We start from the raw sequence: 22,497 nt of genomic DNA on the forward strand, positions 1-22,497 counted from the left end.
CCGGGCTCACAGCCGGGGCGCGATCTCTTCGGCGAAGATGCGGTGCCGCTCGTCGGCTGGCAGGTGGCAGGCGGCGTAGTGGCCGGGCGCGGCCTCGGTCAGCACCGGGAGCTCGCTCGTGGAGCGCCCGCCGGTCAGGGCGGCGTACGGGCAGCGCGGGTGGAAGGCGCAGCCCGACGGCACGTTGATCAGGCTCGGCGGGGTGCCCTTGACCGGGACGAGCCGCTCCTGCAGCTCCCGGTCCAGGCGCGGCATCGACCCCAACAGACCCCAGGTGTAGGGGTGTTCGGGTGCGTCGAAGAGGGTCTCGGCGGGGCCGCGCTCGATGCACTTGCCGCCGTACATGACCAGGATGTCGTCGGCGAGCTCGGCGACCACCCCGAGGTCGTGGGTGATGATGATGACGGCGGAGCCGAACTCCTCCTGGAGGTCGCGGATGAGGTCCAGGATCTGCGCCTGGACGGTGACGTCCAGGGCGGTGGTGGGCTCGTCGGCGATCAGCAGCGAGGGGTCGTTGACCAGGGCCATGGCGATCATCGCGCGCTGGCGCATGCCGCCGGAGAACTGGTGCGGGTAGTCGTCCACCCGGCGGTCCGGCTGCGGGATGCCGACCCGGTCGAGCATCTCGATCGCGCGGGCCCGGGCCTGCTTCTTGGACGCCTGCGGGTGGTGCACCCGGAACGCCTCGACGATCTGCGCCCCGACCGTGTAGTAGGGGTGCATCGCGGTCAGCGGGTCCTGGAAGATCATCGCCAGTTCGCGGCCGCGCAGTTGGCGCACCCGGTCCGGTCCGGCCGCGATCAGGTCCTCGCCGTTGAGGCGGATCTCGCCGCTGATCCGGGCCCGCTTGGAGCGGTGCAGGCCCATGATGCCCAGCGAGGTGACGGACTTCCCGGAGCCGGACTCGCCGACGATGCCCAGGGTGCGGCCCTTGTGCAGGTCGAAGCTGACCCCGTCCACCGAGCGGACCAGGCCGTCGTCGGTGTCGAAGTGGATCCGCAGGTCGCGGACGGACAGGAAGGGGTCGCCCAGTGGCGTCGGCGCGGCGTCCGCCGGAGCGGAACCGGCGTCCGCCGGGGTCTTCTGGAGCTCGGTCACGAGAGCCTCACGCGGGGGTCGACGAGGGCGTACAGGAGGTCGACCACGAGGTTGCAGACGACGATGAAGAAGGCGGCCAGCAGGGTGACGCCGAGGATCTTGGGCAGGTCGTTGTCGGTGATCGCCTGGACGGCGAACTGGCCGACGCCCTTGAGCGAGAAGACCTGCTCGGTGATCAGCGCACCGCCGAGCAGCAGACCGAGGTCCATGCCGAAGATGGTGACGATCGGGGTGAGCGCGGAGCGCAGCCCGTGCTTGACGACCACCTTGCGCTCGACCAGGCCCTTGGCCCGGGCGGTGCGGATGTAGTCCTCGCTCATCGTCTCCAGCATCCCGGCGCGGGTGAGCCGGGCGTAGAGCGCGGAGTAGAGGAAGGCCAGCGAGATCCACGGCAGGATCAGGTTGCGGGCCCACATCAGCGGGTCGGCGGTGAAGTCGACGTACTCCAGGTTGTCCAGGATCGGCCACTCGTAGCTGAACAGCGTCAGCAGCAGTGCACCGGTGAAGAAGACCGGCAGCGAGACGCCGGCCAGGGCGATGCCCATGGAGAGCCGGTCGAAGATCGACCGCGGCTTGAGCGCCGAGATGACGCCGGTGGTGACACCGGAGATCAGCCAGAGCACCGCCGCGCCGATGGCGAGCGAGATGGTGACCGGGATGCGGCTGGTCATCTCCGGCCAGACCTCAAGGTGGTTCTTGAAGGAGTAGCCGAAGCAGGGCACGTGGCAGGTGGCCGGTTCCGGCCCGAACTTGTACTCGGCGCCGCTGACCAGCGCCTTCAGGAAGTGCCAGTACTGGGTGTACAGCGGCTGGTCGAGACCGAGGTTCTGCTTGACCGCCGCGATCGCCTCGGGCGACGGGTTCTTCCCGATGTACTGCGCGGCCAGCTGGTCGGTGGTCTCGCCGGCGAAGCGCGGGAGCAGGAAGAAGATCGCGAAGGTGACCGCGCTGACGACCAGCAGCAGCACCGCGGCCGCGAAGATCCTGCGGATGATGTAGGCAAACACAGTTGGGCGGCTCCGGCGGCCCGCCGCCGTCCGGGGTCTTCCGGACGGCGGCGGGCGCCGCTGCCTTCACCTGCCTTCAGGGATGCGGAGCCAGGCTCTTACTTGGTGGTGCCGATGTTCAGGTAGTCGTACTCACCCGACCAGGCCGGGTTCGACGCGAGGTTGGTGGCGCTGTCCGGGCGGTACAGGAAGACCTTGAAGTCGGTCAGCGGCACGTAGACCGCGGACTCCATGACCTTCTTGTCGATGTCGCCGTAGATCTTCTCGCGGGCGGCCCGGTCGGGGTTGACCGCGGCGTCGTCGATCATCTTGTTGACCGCGGGGTCGTTCAGCTGGGCGAGGTTGCTGTTGCCGGAGGGCTTGATCGCCCGGCCGTCGACGATCTGCTGCAGGAAGCCGTAGCCGGTCGGCCAGTCGGCGCCCCACTGCATCATCATCAGACCGATGTTGTGGTCCTGGGTGAACTGCGGCGCACCGGCCGAGTCGGTCAGGTACTTGCCCTGCGGGTACTGCTGGATCTCGACGTTGATGCCGATCTTCTTCAGCTGCGCCTGGATGGCGGTGGCCGCGGCGACCTCGGTCGCGCGCTCGGTGCGGGCGGACAGGACGGTGCTGAAGCCGCCGTCCTTGCCACAGGCCTTCAGGGAGTCCTTGGCCTTGGCCTCGTCACCCTTGTTGCCGTCGGTGGCGTACAGGTTGAAGTCCTGGTGGCCCGGGATGTCCGGCGGGAGCACGGTGTTGGCCACCTGGCCGCGGATCGGGCCGCCGAGCGCGGTCTGCACCGAGACCTTGTCGATCGCGTACTGGACGGCCTTGCGGCAGTCGAGGTTGTCGAACGGCGCGACCTTGGAGTTGATCGCCATGTAGACCAGGCGGCCGCCGTAGGCGTTGTCGGTCTTGGCCTTGAGCTTCGGGTCGCGCAGGATCTGCGCCTGGGTCTGCGGGTCGACGCCGCCGCCCACCAGGTCGACCTGGGCGTTGCCGGCCAGCAAGTCCTTGTCGATGGTGGCCTGGTCGATGTTCATCTTGAGCACGATCTTGTCCGCGAGCTGCTTGCGGATCGAGTCGGTGCTCTTGTCCCAGTTGGTGTTCGGCACCAAGACGGCCTGCTTGCCGTCCTCGTAGGACTCGAACTTGTAGGCGCCCGAGGCCACGATGTGCTTCACGTAGTCGGCGCCGGTGTCCTTGGCCTGCGGGACCGGCACGGTCTGCGGGGCGCTGACCAGGTAGTCGAAGTCGGCGAAGGGGTGCTGGAGGTGGAAGACGATCGTGGTGTCGTCCGGCGTCTCGATCGACTTCAGGTCGCCGGTCTTGTCCTTGTACGGACCCTGGTACGGCGTCGGATTGTCGACCAGCAGGTCGTGGAAGTACGTCGGGCCGTTGGAGTTCACCTCGGGCGCGAAGTTCGAGCGCTCCACAGCGTACTTGACGTCCTTGGAGGTGATCGGGGTGCCGTCGTCGTACTTCAGGCCCGCGCGCAGCTTGTACGTCCAGGTCAGCCCGTCCGCGCTGGGCTGGCCCAGCGACTCGGCCAGGTCCGGGACCAGCTTGTTGCCGTCCGCGCCGGGCGCCGGGTTGAAGGTGGTCAGCGGACGACCGTACAGGCGCGAGAAGTTGTAGATGTACGCGTAGTAGGTGTTGCCCGGGTCGAGGGAGTCCGGGGTGCCCTTCATCTCGTAGGTGACCGTCCCGCCCTTCTTGTCCGAGGCGTTGACGATCTGCTTGGTGGCGGCGTCGGCGCCGCCGCCGCTCGTGTCGTTGGAGCCGGCCGAGGAGGAGGACTTGCTGTCGCCGCTCTTGGAACTGGACGAGCAGCCGGTGACGACCATGACCACGGCGGCGGCCGCGGCGGTCAGCGCGACGGTACGGGACCTACGCATGGGTGAGATCAACCCCTTGAGGATGTGGAGGAGGGAAGGTCCTGACGCAGGGTCAGTTGCTCTTGGGATCGAGGGCGTCACGCAGCCCGTCGCCGAGCAGGTTGAACGCGAGCACGGTGATGAAGATCGCCAGGCCGGGAACCACCATGTACTGGGGGTCCACCTGGTAGTAGTTCTTCGCGTCGGCGAGCATGCCGCCCCAGGAGGACTGCGGGGGCTGGATGCCGACGCCGAGGAAGCTCAGACCGGCCTCGAAGAGGATGTTGGTCGGGATCAGCAGGGTCGAGTAGACCAGGATCGGGCCGACCAGGTTCGGCAGCAGTTCCTTGAACAGGATGAACGGGCCTCTGGCGCCGAGACTGCGGGCGGCGTGGACGAACTCCCGCTCGCGCAGCGACAGGGTCTGTCCGCGCACGATCCGGCCCATGTAGGGCCAGTTGAAGAAGCCGATCACGAAGATCAGCACCATGATGTGCAGCGGGAGGCCGTGCAGGCCGAAGGCGCCGCCCTGGAGCGAGGCGGAGATCGCGATGGCGAAGAGCAGCAGCGGGAACGCCAGGAAGACGTCCATCAGCCGGCTGATCACGGTGTCCACCCAGCCGCCGTAGTAACCGGCCATCACGCCGAGCACGGTGCCGAGGGTGTTGGACAGGACGGTCGCGCCGAATGCGACCAGCAGGGAGACCCAGGAGCCGTCGACCACGCGGGCGAGCAGGTCGCGCCCCTGCAGGGGGTCGATGCCGAGCGGGTGGTCCGCGCTCATCCCGCCCCAGTCCCCGAGCGGCAGACCGCCGAGGTCGGCGTCCAGCAGGTCCGGGTTCGGGTTGTCGGGGTCGAGCCCGAACAGGGCCTCGATCGGCCCGGACAGCACGGCGAGCAGGATCAGCAGGATCACCACGATGCCGCCGGCGACGGCGGCCTTGTCCCGCTTGAAGCGGGTCCAGGCGATCCGACCGAGGGAACGGCCCTCGATCGTCTTGGCCGGGCTCGCGGTGGCTGGCGCCTCCGGTTCGTTCCCGGCGGTTGTCACGGATGCGGTCATGGTCAGTTGGGTCCCCTCGCCGACGGTGGCCGGCCCACGGGTGCCGGGCGCCGGCTTCGGCGGTGCGGCTGCGGACGTGCGGAGGTGCTAGGAGCGTTGTTCGCGGCAGTACGGCGTGCACAGGTACTGCCACCACGCGGGATTGGCGTCGCGTGGCAGAGCGGTCGGCGTGCGCGTTCACCTTCGTGGGGTTTCCAGTACGCGCGGTGCGTTGCGCAGAACTCTCCGACATACGAACTGGCTTGCGCCAGCCCTGACAACCGACAGATGCCCAACTGTGATCTGCGCGCATGCACCTCCCTGGTCTTCGGCATATCCCTCTTCACACGGCTGTAACAGCCATGCCAAGATGTGCGGACTCCAGGGAGGGAAATTCGTCCGGAAAGCACCGAAGCCGACCTGATGATGAATCAAGTCGGCTTGGTTGAAAATGTTTTGGAATCAGCGACCGGGGTATCCGGGCCACGCTGGCGGCTGCTGACCCCAGCCCGGCGCGGGCGGTTGCGTGCCGTAGGCCCACCCCGGCGTCTGCTGCCCCGGCGTCGACTGCCCCGGGTACGGCGGCGCCACCGACGGGTACGGACCGGTCGGCGGGCGGCCGGCCTCCCGGTCGAAGAACGGCCGTGCGTTGGCACGCATCCACAGCGCCACCGGGTCGTACTCGTCCGCCATCGCCACCGTGGACACCGCGAGCCCCTCCGGGGCCACCGCGATCGCCCGCTGCATCAGCGCCCGCACCGCCTCCACGGCCGGCGGCGAACTCTCGTACAGGTCCAGCCCGATCGCCAGGTACGGCTCCCCCACCGCCGGCTGCACCCAGGCCCGGCGCAGCGCCCGGACCGCACGCACCTCACCGGCCTGCCGCTCCAGCAGCGCGAAGAACTGCTGGGCGTTCACCTGCGGCTCGCTCAGCTTCAACGGACCGGCCGGCAGCCGGTCCAGGCCCGCGGCGATCCGCCGCAGGTCCGCCCAGGGCACGCCGACCCCGCCGCCGGGGGCGTGCGGGTTGAGCCACAGGCCCCAGCGGGTGCGGTACAGCGAGGCGGCGATCTCCCGCCCGGAGATGACCTCGTGGGCCCGGGCCCAGCCGGAGGCCGTCAGCTGCTCGGGCGAGGTCACGGCCGGCGCGTAGCCGTGGCCGCTGATCTCCATGTTCCCGTACTGCGCGTCCGGACTGCCCGGCGTGCCGTGCCAGAGCAGCATCCAGACCTGACCGTCGGCCAGCGCGTGCAGCAGCCGCTCGTACGCGTCGAAGCGCTCCGGCGCGACCTCGCGCAGGGCGTGCTCCAACGCGCCCGGATCCGCCGCCGGGCGCCCGGCCGGCGCCTGGCCCCAGGGCCCCGGCACACCGCCCGTTCCCGCTCCCGCACTCATGCGCCCACCTCGCCGCGCCTCTTTCCTCAAACCAGCCGGCCCGTCGGCCGTCTGCACGCACCCTATGGCGCGGCACCGGCCACCGCCACGGCGACGTGCCTGTTAGCGGACCCCACTCACACCCGTGTGTAGAAAGGCAGTACCCGGGTGAGCAGCCACTCGACCACCGGGTCCTCGGCGAGGTCGAGAAGTACCAGGTGGACGCCGCCGGGCAGCGGCGCGGTTCCCAGCGCCCGGCCGAGCGCCTCGTTCACCGCGCCCGGGTCGGCCGGGGCGGCCGGGTCCAGCTGGACGCCCACGAACATCACGGTCGGTTCGCCCTCGATGCTGGCCAGCGCCCGGCGCGCGGTCAGCACCCCGGGCAGGGCCGACAGTTCCGCCCGGCAGGCGGCCAGGAAGTGCTCCGGGTCCTCGCCCGGCACCGGCTCGCGCAGCGCCACCCGGCCGCCGGTCGGCGCCTGAGGGTGCTGCTCCCAACGGTCTTCACGCGGCCCGCGGCGCAGCTCGGCCACGCCCTGCGGCGGCACCGGGATGCCCACCGCCGCCTCGGGGTTGACCGCGATGCCCACGCCCAGCGGCAGGCCGCGGGCGAACTCCCAGGCGGGCGCGATCGCGAAGGCCATCCCCGGCGCCTGCTGGAGGAACAGTTCCTGCGAGGAGAACACCGGCACGTACGGGTCGCCGGCCAGCTCGATGGTCGGCAGGTCCAGCGCCTGCCCGCTCGGGTCGCCCCCGGCCGGCAGCGGGATCCACACCTGGCTGCGGGCCAGCACCTCGATCACCCGCGGCGTCGCGCCCGGGTCGCCCAGCGCGGCCGTCAGCACCTGCTCCAGCTCGTTGGCCGGCCAGGCGCCGCCCGACGGCGCCGGCTCCGGCCCGCCCCACCCCTGCTGCTGCTCCACCGGGTACTCCATGCGCGCCTGAACCGCCCTCTGCCGGTCGGCTGCCCACTGCTGTGCCGACGCGGAGAAGTTTAGGGCTCGTGTTCGCCTCTGTGTCGTGTGACCGGTATGTCGTGTGACCGGGTCCCCCTCCCCTCCTCCGCGCGGACGTGCCATGATGTGCGCGTCCGTCGGCATGCGCCGCGGGCCCCCACAACTCCACACCGGCCGCTCGAACCCGCGCGGGAGAGCCCGGAGTGCCGCTCAGGCGGTACGGCCGGCGCCGAAGGAGCAAGTCCTCCCCGGAATCTCTCAGGCCCCCCTACCGCACGGGTTAGGCACATCTGGAAAGCGGCGCGCGGCCCTGTCGCGCGCCCACCCACGGTGCAAGCCGCCATGCTGTCCCCCAAGCTGGAAACAGCTGCGGGCAGGTGGGCGGTGAAGCTCTCAGGTTCGACGACAGATGGGGAGACCCACGCCGCCGCATGCCCGCGCGCAGGGTCGGGCCCCCGAGCGGGTCCGGTTCCGGCGCGTGCACCCCTGAGTGCCCCGACCGAGGAGTTCCTGGCCATGTCGTCCCTCCGCCTGACCGCGCTCGACGCGCTGCACCGCGCCCTCGGCGCGACCATGACCGACTTCGCCGGCTGGGACATGCCGCTGCGCTACGGCAGCGAGCGCGAGGAGCACCTCGCGGTCCGTACCAAGGCCGGTCTGTTCGACCTCTCGCACATGGGCGAGATCACCGTCACCGGCCCGCAGGCCGGCGAGATGCTGGACCACGCGCTGGTCGGCTTCGTCTCCGCGCTCGGTGAGCTGCGCGCCCGCTACACCATGATCTGCGCCGAGGACGGCGGCATCCTGGACGACCTGATCGTCTACCGCCTGCGCGAGGACGCCTTCCTGGTCGTCGCCAACGCCTCCAACGCCCAGCTGGTCCTGGACGAGCTGATCGCCCGCGCCAAGGGCTTCGACGCCGTCGTCACCGACGACCGCGACACCTACGCGCTGATCGCCGTCCAGGGTCCGGAGTCCACCGGGATCCTGGCCGGGACCACCGAGGCCGACCTGCCCGGCCTGAAGTACTACGCGATCCTCCCGGCCCAGGTCGCCGGCCGCAAGGTGCTGCTGGCCCGCACCGGCTACACCGGCGAGGACGGCTTCGAGATCTTCTGCCGCCCGGTCGACGCCGAGGCGATCTGGCAGGCGCTGACCGTCGCCGGCGAGGGCCACGGCCTGGTCCCGTGCGGCCTGTCCTGCCGCGACACCCTGCGCCTGGAGGCGGGCATGCCGCTGTACGGGCACGAGCTGTCCACCGACCTCACCCCGTTCGACGCGGGCCTGGGCCGGGTCGTCCGCTTCGACAAGACCACCAACGAGGGCGCCTTCGTCGGCCGCAAGGCGCTGGAGCAGGCCGCCGCCGCGGCCGAGACGCTGCGTGCTCAGGGCGGGGCACCGAAGGTGCTGGTCGGCCTGGTCTCCGAGGGCAAGCGGGTGCCGCGCGCCGAGTACACCGTGGTCTCCACCGAGGGCGCCCCGATCGGCCGGATCACCTCGGGCGCGCCGTCCCCGACCCTGGGCCGGCCGATCGCGATGGCCTACGTGGACGCGGCCCACGCGGCTCCCGGCACCACCGTCGCGGTGGACGTGCGCGGCAAGCACGAGCCGGTCCAGGTCGTGGCGCTGCCGTTCTACAAGCGCGCCCGCTGACACCCGCCTTTCCCCGTACCCGCACGTCGAAGCCGTCCGCGCGGCGGCCCGCTTCGTCGTACCCGCTTCCCATCCTGGAGAATGACGCCATGAGCAACCCCCAGCACCTGCAGTACACCAAGGAGCACGAGTGGCTGACGGCCGCCGAGGACGGTGTCTCCACGGTCGGTATCACCAAGCACGCCGCCGACGCGCTCGGTGACATCGTCTACGTGCAGCTGCCCGAGGTCGGCGACGCCGTGACCGCCGGCGAGACCTGCGGCGAGCTGGAGTCCACCAAGTCGGTCAGCGACCTGTACTCCCCGGTGACCGGCGAGGTCACCGAGGTCAACCAGGACGTCCTGGACGACAACGCCCTGGTCAACAGCGCCCCCTTCGAGGGCGGCTGGCTGTTCAAGGTCCGCGTGGAGTCCACGGACGAGCTGCTCAGCGCCGACGAGTACGACGCGCTCACCCACAGCGCCTGACCCGTTCGTGACGGGGCGGGCCCGTGCACGCGTCGGCCCGCCCCCACCGCCCACCCGTCGCCCGCCGCCACCCTTCCAAGGGCGCGCTTCGCACGGCACCCCTGATCCTCCTCCTCCCGGGAAGACCACACCATGACGGTTCTCAACCAGTCCCTGCACGCCCTCGACCCGGAGATCGCCGCCGCGGTCGACGCCGAGCTGCACCGCCAGCAGACCACCCTGGAGATGATCGCCTCCGAGAACTTCGCCCCGGTGGCGGTCATGGAGGCCCAGGGCTCGGTGCTCACCAACAAGTACGCCGAGGGCTACCCCGGCCGCCGCTACTACGGCGGCTGCGAGCACGTCGACGTGGTCGAGCAGATCGCGATCGACCGCATCAAGGCCCTGTTCGGCGCCGAGCACGCCAACGTCCAGCCGCACTCCGGCGCGCAGGCCAACGCCGCCGCGATGTTCGCGCTGATCCAGCCGGGCGACACCATCCTGGGCCTGAGCCTGGCCCACGGCGGTCACCTGACCCACGGCATGAAGATCAACTTCTCCGGCAAGCTCTACAACGTGGCCGCGTACCACGTGGACGAGAAGACCGGCCGCGTCGACATGGCCGAGGTCGAGCGCCTGGCCAAGGAGCACCAGCCGAAGCTGATCATCGCCGGCTGGTCCGCCTACCCGCGCCAGCTGGACTTCGCCGAGTTCCGCCGGATCGCCGACGAGGTCGGCGCCCTGCTCATGGTGGACATGGCGCACTTCGCCGGCCTGGTGGCCGCCGGTCTGCACCCGAACCCGGTGCCCTACGCGGACGTGGTCACCACCACCACCCACAAGACCCTGGGCGGCCCGCGCGGCGGCGTCATCCTGTCCAAGGCCGAGTACGCCAAGAAGATCAACTCCGCGGTCTTCCCCGGCCAGCAGGGCGGTCCGCTGGAGCACGTGATCGCGGGCAAGGCCGTCGCCTTCAAGGTCGCCGCCTCGGAGGAGTTCAAGGAGCGCCAGCAGCGCACCCTGGAGGGCGCCCGCATCCTCGCCGAGCGCCTGCTGCAGGACGACGTCGCCGAGGCCGGTGCCACCGTGCTGTCCGGCGGCACCGACGTCCACCTGGTCCTGGTCGACCTGCGCAACAGCCAGCTCGACGGCCAGCAGGCCGAGGACCGCCTGCACGAGGTCGGCATCACGGTCAACCGCAACGCCGTCCCGAACGACCCGCGCCCGCCGATGGTCACCTCGGGCCTGCGCATCGGCACCCCGGCCCTGGCCACCCGCGGCTTCCAGGCCGAGGACTTCCACGAGGTCGCCGACATCATCGCCGAGGCGCTCAAGCCCGCCTTCGACGAGACCGTCGCCGCCGCGCTGAAGGCCCGCGTCACCGCGCTGGCCGAGAAGTACCCGCTCTACCCCACCCTCGCCAACCAGGAGTGACCCGGCCCGGTCCGGTTCACCACCTTCGTCGGGCCGATCGGGCCCATCGGGCTTAGGTGACCGGCGTCACCCCGCCCGTGTACCTGGGACCTCGGGGCACCGCGCACACTTGAGAGTGCGCGCGGTGCCCCGTCCCATGTCAGTCCCGCCCCGCCCCGCTCTGCCCGCAAGTCCTTCCACGAGACCAGACAAGGACGTCCCCCGTGGCCATCAGCGTCTTCGACCTCTTCTCCATCGGCATCGGCCCGTCGAGCTCCCACACCGTCGGCCCGATGCGCGCCGCCCGGATGTTCGCCCGCCGGCTGCGGTCCGAAGGCCTGCTGCCCCAGGTGACGGCCGTACGCGCCGAGCTGTACGGCTCGCTCGGCGCCACCGGCCACGGCCACGGCACGCCGAAGGCCGTCCTGCTCGGACTGGAGAACAACTCGCCCCGCACCGTCGACGTCGACCAGGCCGACAAGGACGTGGAGCGGATCACCGCCGAGAAGCGGATCAACCTGCTCGGCGAGCACCCCATCGACTTCGACCCGGACAGCCAGCTGGTCCTGCACCGGCGCCGTTCGCTGCCCTACCACGCCAACGGCATGACCCTCTGGGCGTACGCGGCGGACGGCTCCACGCTGCTGGAGAAGACCTACTACTCGGTCGGCGGCGGTTTCGTCGTGGACGAGGACGCGATCGGCGCGGACCGAGTGGTCCCCGATGACACCCAGCTGCGCTACCCCTTCCGCACCGGCGAGGAGCTGCTGCGCCTCACCCGGGAGACCGGGCTGTCGATCTCCGGCCTGATGCTGGAGAACGAGAAGGCCTGGCGCAGCGAGGAGGAGATCCGCACCGGGTTGCTGGAGATCTGGTCCGTGATGCAGGAGTGCGTTCGGGCCGGTATGTCCCGTGAGGGCATCCTGCCGGGCGGCCTGAAGGTCCGCCGCCGGGCCGCGTCCGGCGCCCGCGCGCTGCGCGCCGAGGGCATCGGGCCGGCCAACGCGATGGAGTGGGTGACCCTCTACGCGATGGCGGTCAACGAGGAGAACGCCTCCGGGCGCCGGGTGGTCACCGCGCCCACCAACGGCGCCGCCGGGATCATCCCCGCCGTCCTGCACTACTACCTGAACTTCATCCCGGGCGCCGACGACGAGGGCATCGTCCGCTTCCTGCTCGCGGCCGGCGCCATCGGCATGCTCTTCAAGGAGAACGCCTCCATCTCCGGCGCCGAGGTCGGCTGCCAGGGCGAGGTCGGCTCCGCCTGCTCGATGGCCGCGGGCGGCCTCGCCGAGGTCCTCGGCGGCACCCCCGAGCAGGTCGAGAACGCCGCCGAGATCGGCATCGAGCACAACCTCGGCCTCACCTGCGACCCGGTCGGCGGCCTGGTCCAGATCCCCTGCATCGAGCGCAACGGCATGGCCTCGGTCAAGGCCGTCACCGCGGCCCGGATGGCGCTGCGCGGCGACGGGCGGCACCACGTCTCGCTGGACAAGGCGATCAAGACGATGAAGGAGACCGGCGCCGACATGAAGATCAAGTACAAGGAGACCTCGCGCGGCGGCCTCGCCGTGAACGTCATCGAGTGCTGATCGCGGCCACGGTTCGCTGAGCCCCCGGACGGTCGCCGTCCGGGGGCTCCCGCGTGTCCGTGGCGGGCGATACGGTACGGGCGTGAAATTCATCGTCCGTGCGGGGCTTCGGGGGGTCTGGACGGCCCTGTTCGACGGCGATCGCCTGTGGCCGGCGATCATGTTCCTGCTGCTCTCGTTCGTGATCGCGACTGTCGGGTTCAGGTTGCGCCGCCGGTGACGCAACCGGGCGGGGACGAGGGGGAGCGATGACGAACTACTGGGATCCGCAGCGGCAGCAGTGGGTGGAGCAGGCGCCGCCGGGGACGGGCGGCATGCCGCCCGCCGTGCCCCCACCGCTGACGGCTCCGCTGCTCACCGGGCGACCGGCGGGCCGGTCGGGGACGCCGGGGAACCGGTCGCACCGGCGGGTGCTGCTGGCGGCGGTCGCCGGGGCGCTGGTCGGCGTGCTCGCGGGTGGCGGCTGGTACCTGCTGAACCGGCACGCCGACGGCAAGGCGATCACCGCCGCCACGGGCACGGCCGCACCGACGGCCACCACGGCGCCCTCCCCCACCCTGACGACCGGCTTCCCGTCCCCGACGCCGACGCCAACGCCGACACCCACACCGACGCCGACAGCGACCGGGCCGCGGCTGAGCCTCGTCCAGGACCCGGCGGGCTTCAGCCTCCTGGTGCCGGACGGCTGGCGACGCCGCCCGGACGGTCCGCCGGTGTTCTACGACTCCCCCGACGGCGAGAGCCTGATCCAGGTGTTCTCGATGGGCGGCGACGCCCCGTACGACCAGGCCGTCGCCACCGACGCCGGCCTGGCCTCGAACCCGGCCAGGTTCCCGGGCTACCACCGGATCCGCCTGGAGCAGACCCCCGGCGGCGGCGCCGAGCTGGAGTACGCCTACGACCTGGCCGGCCACGGGGTGCGCCGGGTGGTCGACCACATCCTGGTCGCCCCGGACGGCCAGGCCTGGGCCGTCCTGGTGGCCGGCCCCGAAGCGAGCTGGCCCACCCCCTCCGGGGACCTGCTGCACTCCGCGGTCGGCTCCTTCTGCCTCGCCGGGCGCTGCCCGACGGGCTGACCGGGCACGCGGACCGGGTCGTCCCGCTACGCCTCCGCCGCGCGCAGCTGCCCGAAGAACGCCCTGATGTCGGCGGTCAGCAGGTCCGGCTCCTCCATCGCGGCGAAGTGGCCGCCCCGGTCCAGCTCCGTCCAGCGGACGATGTTGTCGGACCGCTCCGCGATGTGCCGCAGGACCAGGAAGTTCTCCGCCGGGAACAGCGCCACCGCGGTGGGGGCGGTCGACGGCTCGGCCGGCTGGCCCCAGTAGTCGGCGTGGGCGCGCTCGTAGTAGAGCCGGGCCGAGGAGCCGGCCGTCCCGGTGAGCCAGTAGAGCATCACGTTGGTGAGCAGTTGGTCGCGGCCGACGGCGTCCTCGGGGCGCTCCGCGGAGTCCGTCCACTCCTTGAACTTCTCGGCGATCCAGGCCAGTTGGCCGACCGGCGAGTCGGTCAGGCCGTACGCCAGGGTCTGCGGCCGGGTAGTCTGGATGTCCGCGTAGCCCTTGCGCTCCCGGTTCCACTCGCGCATCCGCTCCCAGGAGGCCAGCGCCCGCGCCCGCTCCGGCGCGGAGAGCCCGGCGAGCTCCTCCTCGCTGGGCTCGCTCTCCGCCGCGCCCCCGGGGATCAGGTTCAGGTGCACCCCGATCACCCGCTCGGGGTGCACCCGGCCGAGCTCCCGCGAGATCGCCGAACCCCAGTCGCCGCCCTGCACCCCGTACGAGTCGTAGCCCAGCCGCCGCATCACTTCGGCGAAGGCCGCCGCCACCCGCCGGTACTCCCAGCCGGTCTCCCGGGTCGGGCCGGAGAAGCCGAAGCCGGGCAGGCTCGGGATCACCAGGTGGAAGGCGGGCGACCCGTCCGCCCCGTGCGCCCGGGGGTCGGTGAGCGGCCCGATCAGCTCGGCGAACTCGACGATCGACCCGGGCCAGCCGTGCGACAGCAGCAGCGGCATCGCGTCCGGCTCCGGCGAACGGACGCGCAGGAAGTGGATGTTCGCGCCGTCGACGGTCGTGGTGAACTGCGGCCACTGGTTGAGCCGCGCCTCGGCGGCCCGCCAGTCGTACTCGTGCCGCCAGTACCGCGCCAGCTCCATCAGGTAGCCGCGCGGGATCCCGTAGGCCCAACCGACCCCCGGCAGCTCGTCCGGCCAGCGCGTACGGTCGAGGCGCTGGCGCAGGTCCTCCAGGTCGCTCTCCGGAACGGCGATGCGGAACGGGTGGATGCCTTCGTCGGACGGCGTCGTCATATCGGCTCATCGTAGTCGCCCGAACACGGTCAAGTTGGATGAGCTACCACCCAGCTGAAGCAGGGGGTCTGCGCTCAAGAGTTCAGATCATGGAGCGGCGGCATCCACCTGGCCGTCGGCCCGCCCCTCCGGTCGGGCCGACGTCCCGTGCGACAGCGGGCGGCTACCGGCGGCCCGGCAGGGCTAGGAAGGCCAGGCCACCGGCGAGGACGGCGAGGCCGCACCAGGACACCACCGGCAGGCGCTCGCCCAGGGCGGCGACGCCGAGGACGGCGGCGACGGCGGGTTCGGCGAGGGTGAGGGTGGTCGCGGTCTGGGCGGAGGCGTGGCGCAGGCCGTGGCCGAACAGGCGGTAGGCGAGGAAGGTGGTGATCACCGCGAGGTGCAGGACGACGCCGGCGCCGCGCGCCGAGAGCAGCCAGCCGGTCGGGCCGGCCGGCAGCACCGGCAGCACCAGCAGCGCCGCGCCGCCGAACATCGCGCCCATCACCCCGCCGGACGGGTGCCCGGCCCCGATCAGTCGGCCGCCGATCAGCGAGTACACCGCGTACGAGAGCCCCGAGAGCGCCGCCAGCAGCACCCCGACGGGGTCCACCGCCGCGCCGCCACCGGCGAGTTCGGGCCCGAGCACCAGCACACCGCAGCCGAGCACGGCCAGCGCCGTGGCCCCGGCCCAGCGTCCGCCGGGGCGGCCCTGGCGGGCGAGCCAGCCGAGCAGCCCGGTGAAGACCGGAGCGCTCCCCAGGGCGATCACGGTGGCCACCGCCACCCCGGTGCGGGCCACCGCCGGGTAGAAGGTGAGCGGGTATCCCGTCACCGCGACCGCCCCGAGCGCGAGAAGCCACCGTTCCCGAACACCGCAGGAGCGTGCCAGCGCCCAGACGGATCGGTCGGTGAGGAACAGCAGCAACCCACCGAGCACCAGCCCGGCGGCCCCGATCCCCACCGCCGGGGCACCGGCGGGCGCCAGCGAACTGGCGGTCCCGGTGGTGCCCCAGAACAGCGCGGCGATGAGGATCGTCCCAGGCCCGTCGATCAACCGGACAGGGCGAACAGCAGAGGTCGGGCGAGTACGCACAGGCGCAGACAAACGATTCGGCACAGTCGTGAACTTCCGTCGTCGAAGACCGTCAGAGGAACTGGTTCCGAGAACGGGCGCACGCCGCCGCCCCACAGCGGCCACACCAGGCCGAGCCGGGGGTTTCAGGGATCAAGCCACCGAAGCGCGCGCCCGATCAGGCGCTGAGCGGTGGCAGCACGACGTGCCAGTAGAGCTTCACCCGGCCGATGCTACCCGGGAAGAGCGGGCAGGCGAGGGGAGTGCGAGTTCGAACCAGACGGTTTTGCCGATGTAGCCCTCGCCGCGCGGGTGGGCGCCCCAGGACGTGGCGAGGGCGGCAACGAGTTCGAGGCCCCGGCCGGACTCGTCGTCGGGCGCCGCGTGACGGGCGACAGGGAGAGCGGGGCTCGCGTCGGAGACCTCGACGCGGAGGAGGGTGGGGGTGGGGAGGAGAAGGCGGACGCCGATCAGGCGGTCGCGCGGGGCACGGGCGTGGTGGCAGGCGTTGGTGACGAGTTCGCTGAGGAGGAGCATGGCGATCTCGGTGCACTCGTCGTGGATCTGCCAGTCGAAGGCCTGCCGGAGGAGACGGATGCGGGCACGGCCGACGGTGCGGGGGTGGCGGGGGAGCATCCACTCGATGGCGTCGACGGGCTGAGTGATCATCAGAGTCCTTGGGGTGTTGACTTTCGGGCGTCACTCACAAGGGGGCTGAGTTCGGCCATTTCACCCTTCAAGAGTCGGGAGCCAGGCATACCCTCAGTAGTCACACCGTTGGTACAGCGTGAGAGTCGACCGCTGGATGACCAGGGACGATGAGGGGGCCGGGATGACCACGCCGAAGCAGAACCCGATGGCCTGGAAGTACTGCGGCGATCAGATCAAGCGGTGGCGGGAGCAAGCCGGGGTCACCCGAGAGCAGTTGTGCAAGGCGGCGTGCTACGACTACGAGAGCGTGCGGTCGATGGAGGCGGGGAGGCGGAAGCCGTCGCTCAAGTTGCTCTCGGTGGCGGATGAGTTGTGCGATGCGAGGGGAATGCTGCTCGGGGCGGTGGACTACTTGAAGCCCGAGAAGTTTCCGTCCTACTCGAAGGGCTACACGGAAGCCGAGATTGAGGCCATTGCGATCCACTGGTACGAGGCACTGCTCATCCCCGGCCTGCTCCAGACCGAGGAGTACGCCAGGGAGCAGATCAGCCACTCGTTCCCGCCACTGGATGACGAGACCATCGACGCTCGCGTAGCCAGCCGGATACAGCGGCAGGAGAAGCTACGCCGCTCGCCCACCGTGATGTTCGGCTTCGTCATCTACGAGGCGGCGTTCCGTGCGCTCGTCGGCAGTTCCAGCATCATGAAGCACCAGCTTGAGCACCTGCTCGACGTCGGCAAGCTGCGGAACGTCACCATCCAAGTGCTGCCCGTCGACCGCGTGGCCCATGTAGCGCTGGAGGGCCCGATGGTGCTGCTGGAAACGCCCGACCATGAGCAACTTGCTTACTTGGAAGGGCAGTACGCGGGGGTCCTGTACGCCGAAATCGAGAAGGTGAGCGTCCTCGTGCAGCGCCATGGCATGATCCGCTCGCAGGCCCTCAGTATTGAGGAGTCGGAAGCGTTCATCAGAGCACTGGCGGAGAAGCTATGAAGTGGTTCAAATCCAGCTACAGCGATTCGCAGGGCGGAGCTTGCATCGAGGTGGCCTCCTCCCCCGCCACCGTCCACGTCCGTGACTCCAAGGACAAGGCTGGCCCGACCCTCGCTTTCTCCCCCGACGCCTGGTACGCCTTCGTCGCCTTCGCGGCCGAAGCTCAAGTCGCCAAGCCCGAGTGACCCCTTAGTGGAACGGGTGGGCAACCACCTTCCAACCATCCCCGCGCGCAGCAGATATGACTTATCGTCACGGCTTCACCACGGCCGGTCGCGCCGTGTAGCGTGCCCACTAACGAATCAACCCCCGCCGGTGCTACCAACACCGAACGGGGGTCTGACCATCACGATCGAAGAGGACTCGATCCTGTGGCTGCCCACGACTCTACCCCCATGGCCTCCCCCGGATACGGCAAGCAGACCGCCCCGGGGGAACTCCCTCCGGCTGCCGATGACTTCGCGCACCTCCCGGCCCGCGAGGCGTACCTCGCCAGCCTGATCAACCACCTCCCCGACGGCGCCGCGATGGACGTCAAGACCCTCGCCGTCTACCAGCCCCTCTTCGGGCAGATGGCCGTCCGCACAGCCCTCAACAACCTCTCCGCCGCTGGTCACCTGCGTCGCGTCCGCGAGCGCGTGAACACCGACCGGCCCCAGTGGGTGTTCCGCACCTACTTCTCCCGCACGCCTCGCAGCGACGCCTGGTGGAACCACTTCCTCGCCGCTGGAGAAGCACCGGGGGCGTCAACGGATTCGGCACCCGATCCCCCGGAGGAGCGAAGCGCCACCTCGCCCTCCCCGACGCCCCCGTCCTCCCCGGCCTACGCCGCCCTCGCCGGCCTGGGCGTCGCGGACACCCGCCTGGCCCTCTCCGCCGCAGACTGCGAGGCCCTCGAACCGCTCGCCGCCGAGTGGCTCGCCCGGGGCGCCACCCCCGCCCTCTTCACGGCGGCCCTCACGGCAGGCCTGCCGACCCCGGTCCACAGCCCGGCGGCCTTCACCCGCCGCCGCCTGCTCGACAAGATGCCACCGGAACGCCCCCACGGCCTCGCCCGTCACCCGCATCATCGAGTGCACCGACTGCCGCACCCCCTGCCGCCCGCACGCCCTCCTCGGCGGCCTCTGCCGCACCTGCCGTGGCACCCCCAAGGCCCCACCGCCGCGCCAACGCCTCTCCCCCGCCGCCGTTCGCGCACATGCTGCGCGCGCCCGCCAAGCGGTGATCACGTCATCGCGATCATGAATATTCACAGGTTGCGGCGTTAACCTATGCAAAATCTAAAGGTGAAGTAGGTTACAAACCTTGCAATCCAAGACGCCTGGTTTGCCCATATGCTGAGATCCGTGCGATAGTCAAGACATCGGACTTCGGCGGGCCCGACCTGGCACTGCCGACGCCCATCGCGCGGCACGCACCCCCTTGGCCGGCGCGATGACTTGCAGGGGCCCCCATCCGCCGGAACACGGCGAGCCCGGGGGCCCTGCGCGTATCCGGGGCCGAAGCCGTCCGCTCAGTGCCGCTAGCGCACCCGCAGCTCGAACCAGACGCCCTTGCCGCGCGGCAGCAGGTCCGCACCCCACCGGTCCGCGAGGTCGTCGACGATCTTCAGCCCGCGCCCGCGCTCGTTCACCGGCTTGGCCTCGGCGAGGATCATGCAGGGCAGCGCGCGGGAGGAGTCGCGGACCTCGACCCGCAGCCACCCGGGCTTGCGGCTGACGTGGAGGCCGATGGTGCGCCCGGCGGCGTGCCGCACCGCGTTGGAAACCAGCTCACTGGTGAGCAACTCCCCGGCCTCCAGGAGCTGGTGGAGCTCCCAGGACTCCAGGACGTCCAGCACCAGCTTGCGGGCCACCGGGCCCGACTCCGGCCGGGACGGCAACCGCACCTCGTTCGGCGCGGACTGATCGCACAGCCTGCCGGAATACATCTCCTGCAACTCCTCGGAACTGAGCCGCTCCAGCGCCGAGAGCGCGCTCCGCACGTCCATCCACGACGACTCCGCGACCACGCCGACCCCGGGAACCGATGACTGATCCGTTTCGCCCCAACCCGCCATGCGGACCATCATTGCGGAACGCAAGCGGCCGCGTACGGACAATGAGCAAACGATCTCCCCAGAGTTGGCATATGCCCGGGGCAGGAAAGCGACAACCCGGGCCTGCACTCGTCAAGCCCGGGTTGACCTCAAGACGCCCCTACCCGGCGGTTACCACTGGCTCCACGACACGTTCCAACCGCTCAGCCCGTTCGCCGGGTCGAGCGTCTCCTTCTTGGTGGAGTTCTTCACGATCACCACGTCCCCGACCATCGAGCCGTCGTAGAACTTGCCCATCGAGGTGCCGCCCCCGCCGCCCTTGACGTCGCGCAGACCCACGCAGCCATGGCTGACGTTGTCCTCGCCGAAGGCGTCGCTCCAGTAGTTGCCGTGCACGTACGTCCCGCTGGTGGTCAGCCGCATCGAGTGCGGCACCTGGAGGTCGTACGGCGAGCCGGTCATGCCGGGCAGGGTGCTGGACTGCATCCGCACCGTGCCCTCCTTGGACATGATGACCATCGTGCCGTTCCAGGTGGGGTGTTCGGTCGAGCCGGAGGTGATGTCGATGTCGCTCGACTGCCCGTCCCGGACCACCGTCATCTTGTGCGTCGCGGCGTCAACCGTCGAAACCTGGGATCGCCCGATCGTGAAGGGCTCGTCCCGGTCGGTGCCGTACACCCCCGGGGCGATCTCCACGCTCTTGAGGCGGTAGTGCACGGTCACCTTGGTGCCCGGCTTCCAGTACTGCTCCGGGCGGAAGTCCAGCCGGCGGTCGTCGAACCAGTGGCCCTTGACCGCGGTGCCGTTGTCGGTCTCGAAGGTGATCCCCTTCGCGACCGCGTCCTTGTTCTTGACGTCCTTGCTGAAGTCCACCGAGACGATCATGCCGACGCCGTAGGTGGCGTTGTCGTCCACGTTGTCGGAGGCCTTGGCCAGCGCCTCCGGGGTCAGCGTGGTGAAGCTGCTGTCCGCCGTGGCCACCACGCCGTTGGCGTCCGCGGCCATCGCGCTGACCTGGTAGGCGGTACCCACCGAGAGACCGGTGGACGGGGTCCAGCTGGCACCGTCCGCGGCGATCGTGCCGGGGACCTCCTTGCCGCTCTTGTCGCTCACCTTGACGGTGGTGAGCTTGCCGCCGGCCGCTCCGATCTTGAGGGCGCCCGGAGCCACGTCCACCGCGCCGGTCTTCGGCTCGATGCTCACCGTGGCCGCCGACACCTTCGGCGCCGAACTGGTCGTCGCGGCGGCGGGCTTGGAGGCGGCCGCACCGGCCCCCAGATCGGCCTTCGCGGCGCTCCCGCCCCCGTCACCACCGCCACAGGCCGCGGTCAGCGCCATCGCCCCGCCGACCAGACCGGCGGCCACCACCCTGCGTATCGACCTCAACGTCGATCCCTCCCTCAGAACTCCCCGTGGACCCCGACGCACCCGACCTACCGGAGGACCCGCCCCCTACACGCGCCCGGCCATCGGAAAGGTTGCGCCATTCGAGGGGCTTCTTGCCCCGAAAACCGGGCGGCCCGACCACCCCAACGGGTGAGGTTCGGGCCGCCCGGCGACAAACCCCCCGGGCCTACCAGTTGGCCCAGGACACGTTCCAGCCGCCCAGCCCGTTGGAGGGCGCGACGGTCTTCTCCTTGGTGTTCACGATCTTCACGACGTCGCCGACCATCGAGTCGTTGAAGAACTTGCCCGCGACCGAGGAGTCGCTGCCGCCCTTCACATCGGCCATCGCGACACAGCCGTGGCTGCCGTTGCTCTTGCCGAAGGGGGCCGGGTTCGCCCAGTAGTTGCCGTGCACGAAGGTGCCGGAGGTGGTCAGCCGCATCGCGTGCGGCACGTCCTGGATGTCGTACTCGCCGCCGAGGCCGACGGTCTGCGAGTTCATCCGGGTGACCTTCTCCTTTTCCATGATCACCATCGTCCCGCCCCAGGACGGCGTCGCGTCCGCGCCCGTGGTGATCGGCACGGTGGTGCTCGTGCCGTCCCGCTCGATGGTCATCTGGTGCGACTTGGCGTCCGCGGTGGAGACCATGGAGCGGCCGATGGTGAACGGCTCGTCCTTGTCCACGTCCCCGTAGATGCCCGGCGCGACCTCGACGCTCTTCAGCCGGTACTTGACGGTCACCTTGGTGCCCGGCTTCCAGTAGTTCTCCGGGCGGAAGTCGAGCCGGTTGTCGCCGAACCAGTGGCCCTTGACCGTGGTGCCGTCGCTGGCCTCGAAGGAGATGCCCTTGAGGACGGCGTCCTTGTTCTTGACGTTCCTGCTGAAGTTCACCGAGACGATCATGCCGACGCCGTAGGTGGCGCCGTCGCTGATGTTGTCGTTGGTGGAGACCTTCTTCTCCGGCGTCAGCGTGGTGAACGAGGTGGTCGACGCGGACACCATCCCGGCGTCGTCCTTGGCCTGCGCGTTCACCTTGTACGCCATGCCGACGGCGAGCCCCGCCGAGGGCTTCCAGCCGGTGCCGTCCGGGGTGATCGCACCCTCGACCGGCTTGCCGTTCTTGTCGGTCACCTCGACCGTGGTGAGCTTGCCGTTGGACACGGACACCTGCAGCGCGTTCGGCGCGACGTCCTGGGCGCCGTCCTTCGGCTCGACCGCGAGCACGGCCGCCGAGGCCTTCGGCGCGGCCGCATTGCCCCCCGGGGCGGCCGTCCCGTTCGCGTCCGCCGACGCCGTCGCGGCGGCGTCGCCCGACGTACCGCCCTTGTCGTCGTTGCACGCCGCGGTGAGCAGCAGCACCCCACCCATGACCAACGCCATCGCAGCCCTGCGCCCGTAGCGGTTGCTGGTGCGTATCGCGGCACTGGCCGCCTTACCCGTCTTCACGGAATGTCCCCTCCCGGTGTCCACTCTCTTGACGCGTTGAGTGCCCCCATGAGTTGCACCGGGCGCCGATCTTTCGCGCTGCTACTCGCCCGCTCGCCTCCAGGGCGCTCGGACCCGGTGCCGAAGCTCGTCGCTCCGGCGCTCGTCCCTCGCTTGTCGCTCCTCACTTTCGGCACCGGCGC

At 70.5% G+C, this 22,497-nt stretch carries 21 protein-coding genes and 1 riboswitch; of the genes, 9 read left to right on the top strand and 12 right to left on the bottom strand.

Features of this window, described 5'->3' with window-relative positions:
* Nucleotides 1-6: 6 nt before the first annotated feature.
* The 6 genes from ACWC9T_RS03540 to ACWC9T_RS03565 all read right to left on the bottom strand — a co-directional run bounded on the left by ACWC9T_RS03540 (nt 7) and on the right by ACWC9T_RS03565 (nt 7,303).
* The gene (locus tag ACWC9T_RS03540) at nt 7-1,098 is read right to left on the bottom strand and encodes an ABC transporter ATP-binding protein (RefSeq protein ID WP_449819376.1); all 1,092 of its coding nucleotides are present in this window, start codon (nt 1,096-1,098) and stop codon (nt 7-9) included.
* Nucleotides 1,095-2,105 (bottom strand): ABC transporter permease, encoded by a 1,011-nt coding sequence (locus tag ACWC9T_RS03545; protein ID WP_449819377.1) that lies wholly within the window; start codon nt 2,103-2,105, stop codon nt 1,095-1,097. The genes ACWC9T_RS03540 and ACWC9T_RS03545 overlap by 4 nt, the downstream gene beginning before the upstream one ends.
* Before the next feature lie 98 nt (nt 2,106-2,203).
* On the bottom strand, nt 2,204-3,985 hold the full coding sequence (locus tag ACWC9T_RS03550; RefSeq protein ID WP_449819378.1) for an ABC transporter substrate-binding protein: 1,782 nt from the start codon (nt 3,983-3,985) through the stop codon (nt 2,204-2,206).
* A gap of 52 nt (nt 3,986-4,037) precedes the next feature.
* Nucleotides 4,038-5,027, bottom strand: a complete 990-nt coding sequence (locus tag ACWC9T_RS03555; protein ID WP_449819379.1) for an ABC transporter permease — start codon at nt 5,025-5,027, stop codon at nt 4,038-4,040.
* Nucleotides 5,028-5,468: 441 nt separating this feature from the next.
* Nucleotides 5,469-6,401, bottom strand: coding sequence for an enhanced serine sensitivity protein SseB C-terminal domain-containing protein (locus ACWC9T_RS03560; protein ID WP_449819380.1), 933 nt, complete (start codon nt 6,399-6,401; stop codon nt 5,469-5,471).
* Nucleotides 6,402-6,517: 116 nt separating this feature from the next.
* Nucleotides 6,518-7,303 carry an enhanced serine sensitivity protein SseB C-terminal domain-containing protein gene (locus ACWC9T_RS03565; RefSeq protein WP_449819381.1) on the bottom strand — a complete coding sequence of 262 codons (786 nt, stop codon included), beginning with the start codon at nt 7,301-7,303 and terminating at the stop codon, nt 6,518-6,520.
* 212 nt (nt 7,304-7,515) lie between these two features.
* A riboswitch (glycine riboswitch) is annotated at nt 7,516-7,620 on the top strand.
* A 232-nt stretch (nt 7,621-7,852) separates the two neighbouring features.
* Here ACWC9T_RS03565 and gcvT point away from each other — a divergent pair.
* The 6 genes from gcvT to ACWC9T_RS03595 all read left to right on the top strand — a co-directional run bounded on the left by gcvT (nt 7,853) and on the right by ACWC9T_RS03595 (nt 13,516).
* Nucleotides 7,853-8,989 carry a glycine cleavage system aminomethyltransferase GcvT gene (gcvT, locus tag ACWC9T_RS03570; protein ID WP_449819382.1) on the top strand — a complete coding sequence of 379 codons (1,137 nt, stop codon included), beginning with the start codon at nt 7,853-7,855 and terminating at the stop codon, nt 8,987-8,989.
* Nucleotides 8,990-9,078: 89 nt separating this feature from the next.
* On the top strand, nt 9,079-9,456 hold the full coding sequence (gene gcvH, locus ACWC9T_RS03575; protein ID WP_449819383.1) for a glycine cleavage system protein GcvH: 378 nt from the start codon (nt 9,079-9,081) through the stop codon (nt 9,454-9,456).
* A gap of 132 nt (nt 9,457-9,588) precedes the next feature.
* Nucleotides 9,589-10,869, top strand: a complete 1,281-nt coding sequence (gene glyA, locus ACWC9T_RS03580) for a serine hydroxymethyltransferase (protein WP_449819384.1) — start codon at nt 9,589-9,591, stop codon at nt 10,867-10,869.
* A 203-nt stretch (nt 10,870-11,072) separates the two neighbouring features.
* Complete coding sequence (locus ACWC9T_RS03585; protein WP_449819385.1) at nt 11,073-12,440, top strand: L-serine ammonia-lyase; 1,368 nt, start codon at nt 11,073-11,075, stop codon at nt 12,438-12,440.
* Between the two features lie 82 nt (nt 12,441-12,522).
* Complete coding sequence (locus ACWC9T_RS03590) at nt 12,523-12,660, top strand: hypothetical protein (RefSeq protein WP_449819386.1); 138 nt, start codon at nt 12,523-12,525, stop codon at nt 12,658-12,660.
* A gap of 28 nt (nt 12,661-12,688) precedes the next feature.
* On the top strand, nt 12,689-13,516 hold the full coding sequence (locus ACWC9T_RS03595) for a hypothetical protein (RefSeq protein WP_449819387.1): 828 nt from the start codon (nt 12,689-12,691) through the stop codon (nt 13,514-13,516).
* 26 nt (nt 13,517-13,542) lie between these two features.
* Here the strand turns inward: ACWC9T_RS03595 and ACWC9T_RS03600 are convergent, their stop codons facing one another.
* The 3 genes from ACWC9T_RS03600 to ACWC9T_RS03610 form a co-directional block, all read right to left on the bottom strand.
* Nucleotides 13,543-14,742 (bottom strand): epoxide hydrolase family protein, encoded by a 1,200-nt coding sequence (locus ACWC9T_RS03600; RefSeq protein WP_449819388.1) that lies wholly within the window; start codon nt 14,740-14,742, stop codon nt 13,543-13,545.
* Between the two features lie 163 nt (nt 14,743-14,905).
* Nucleotides 14,906-15,781, bottom strand: a complete 876-nt coding sequence (locus ACWC9T_RS03605; protein WP_449819389.1) for a DMT family transporter — start codon at nt 15,779-15,781, stop codon at nt 14,906-14,908.
* Between the two features lie 237 nt (nt 15,782-16,018).
* Nucleotides 16,019-16,468 (bottom strand): ATP-binding protein, encoded by a 450-nt coding sequence (locus ACWC9T_RS03610; RefSeq protein ID WP_449819390.1) that lies wholly within the window; start codon nt 16,466-16,468, stop codon nt 16,019-16,021.
* Between the two features lie 163 nt (nt 16,469-16,631).
* Here ACWC9T_RS03610 and ACWC9T_RS03615 point away from each other — a divergent pair, with 163 nt between their 5' ends.
* The 3 genes from ACWC9T_RS03615 to ACWC9T_RS03625 all read left to right on the top strand — a co-directional run bounded on the left by ACWC9T_RS03615 (nt 16,632) and on the right by ACWC9T_RS03625 (nt 18,712).
* Complete coding sequence (locus ACWC9T_RS03615) at nt 16,632-17,444, top strand: helix-turn-helix domain-containing protein (protein WP_449819391.1); 813 nt, start codon at nt 16,632-16,634, stop codon at nt 17,442-17,444.
* Nucleotides 17,441-17,629: a DUF397 domain-containing protein gene (locus ACWC9T_RS03620; protein WP_449819392.1), complete on the top strand. Its 189-nt coding sequence runs from the start codon at nt 17,441-17,443 to the stop codon at nt 17,627-17,629. Before ACWC9T_RS03615 ends, ACWC9T_RS03620 begins: the two co-directional genes overlap by 4 nt.
* Before the next feature lie 210 nt (nt 17,630-17,839).
* A complete protein-coding gene (locus ACWC9T_RS03625; RefSeq protein ID WP_449819393.1) occupies nt 17,840-18,712 on the top strand; it encodes a hypothetical protein in 873 nt (290 codons plus the stop codon).
* A gap of 254 nt (nt 18,713-18,966) precedes the next feature.
* On the opposite strand, the gene ACWC9T_RS03630 is transcribed toward ACWC9T_RS03625, so the two are convergent.
* The 3 genes from ACWC9T_RS03630 to ACWC9T_RS03640 all read right to left on the bottom strand — a co-directional run bounded on the left by ACWC9T_RS03630 (nt 18,967) and on the right by ACWC9T_RS03640 (nt 22,315).
* Nucleotides 18,967-19,434, bottom strand: coding sequence for an ATP-binding protein (locus ACWC9T_RS03630; RefSeq protein ID WP_449819394.1), 468 nt, complete (start codon nt 19,432-19,434; stop codon nt 18,967-18,969).
* A 219-nt stretch (nt 19,435-19,653) separates the two neighbouring features.
* Nucleotides 19,654-20,868: a L,D-transpeptidase gene (locus ACWC9T_RS03635; protein WP_449819395.1), complete on the bottom strand. Its 1,215-nt coding sequence runs from the start codon at nt 20,866-20,868 to the stop codon at nt 19,654-19,656.
* Nucleotides 20,869-21,055: 187 nt separating this feature from the next.
* Nucleotides 21,056-22,315, bottom strand: coding sequence for a L,D-transpeptidase (locus ACWC9T_RS03640; RefSeq protein ID WP_449819396.1), 1,260 nt, complete (start codon nt 22,313-22,315; stop codon nt 21,056-21,058).
* Nucleotides 22,316-22,497 lie beyond the last annotated feature (182 nt).

This window comes from Kitasatospora sp. NPDC001159, from assembly GCF_053598235.1.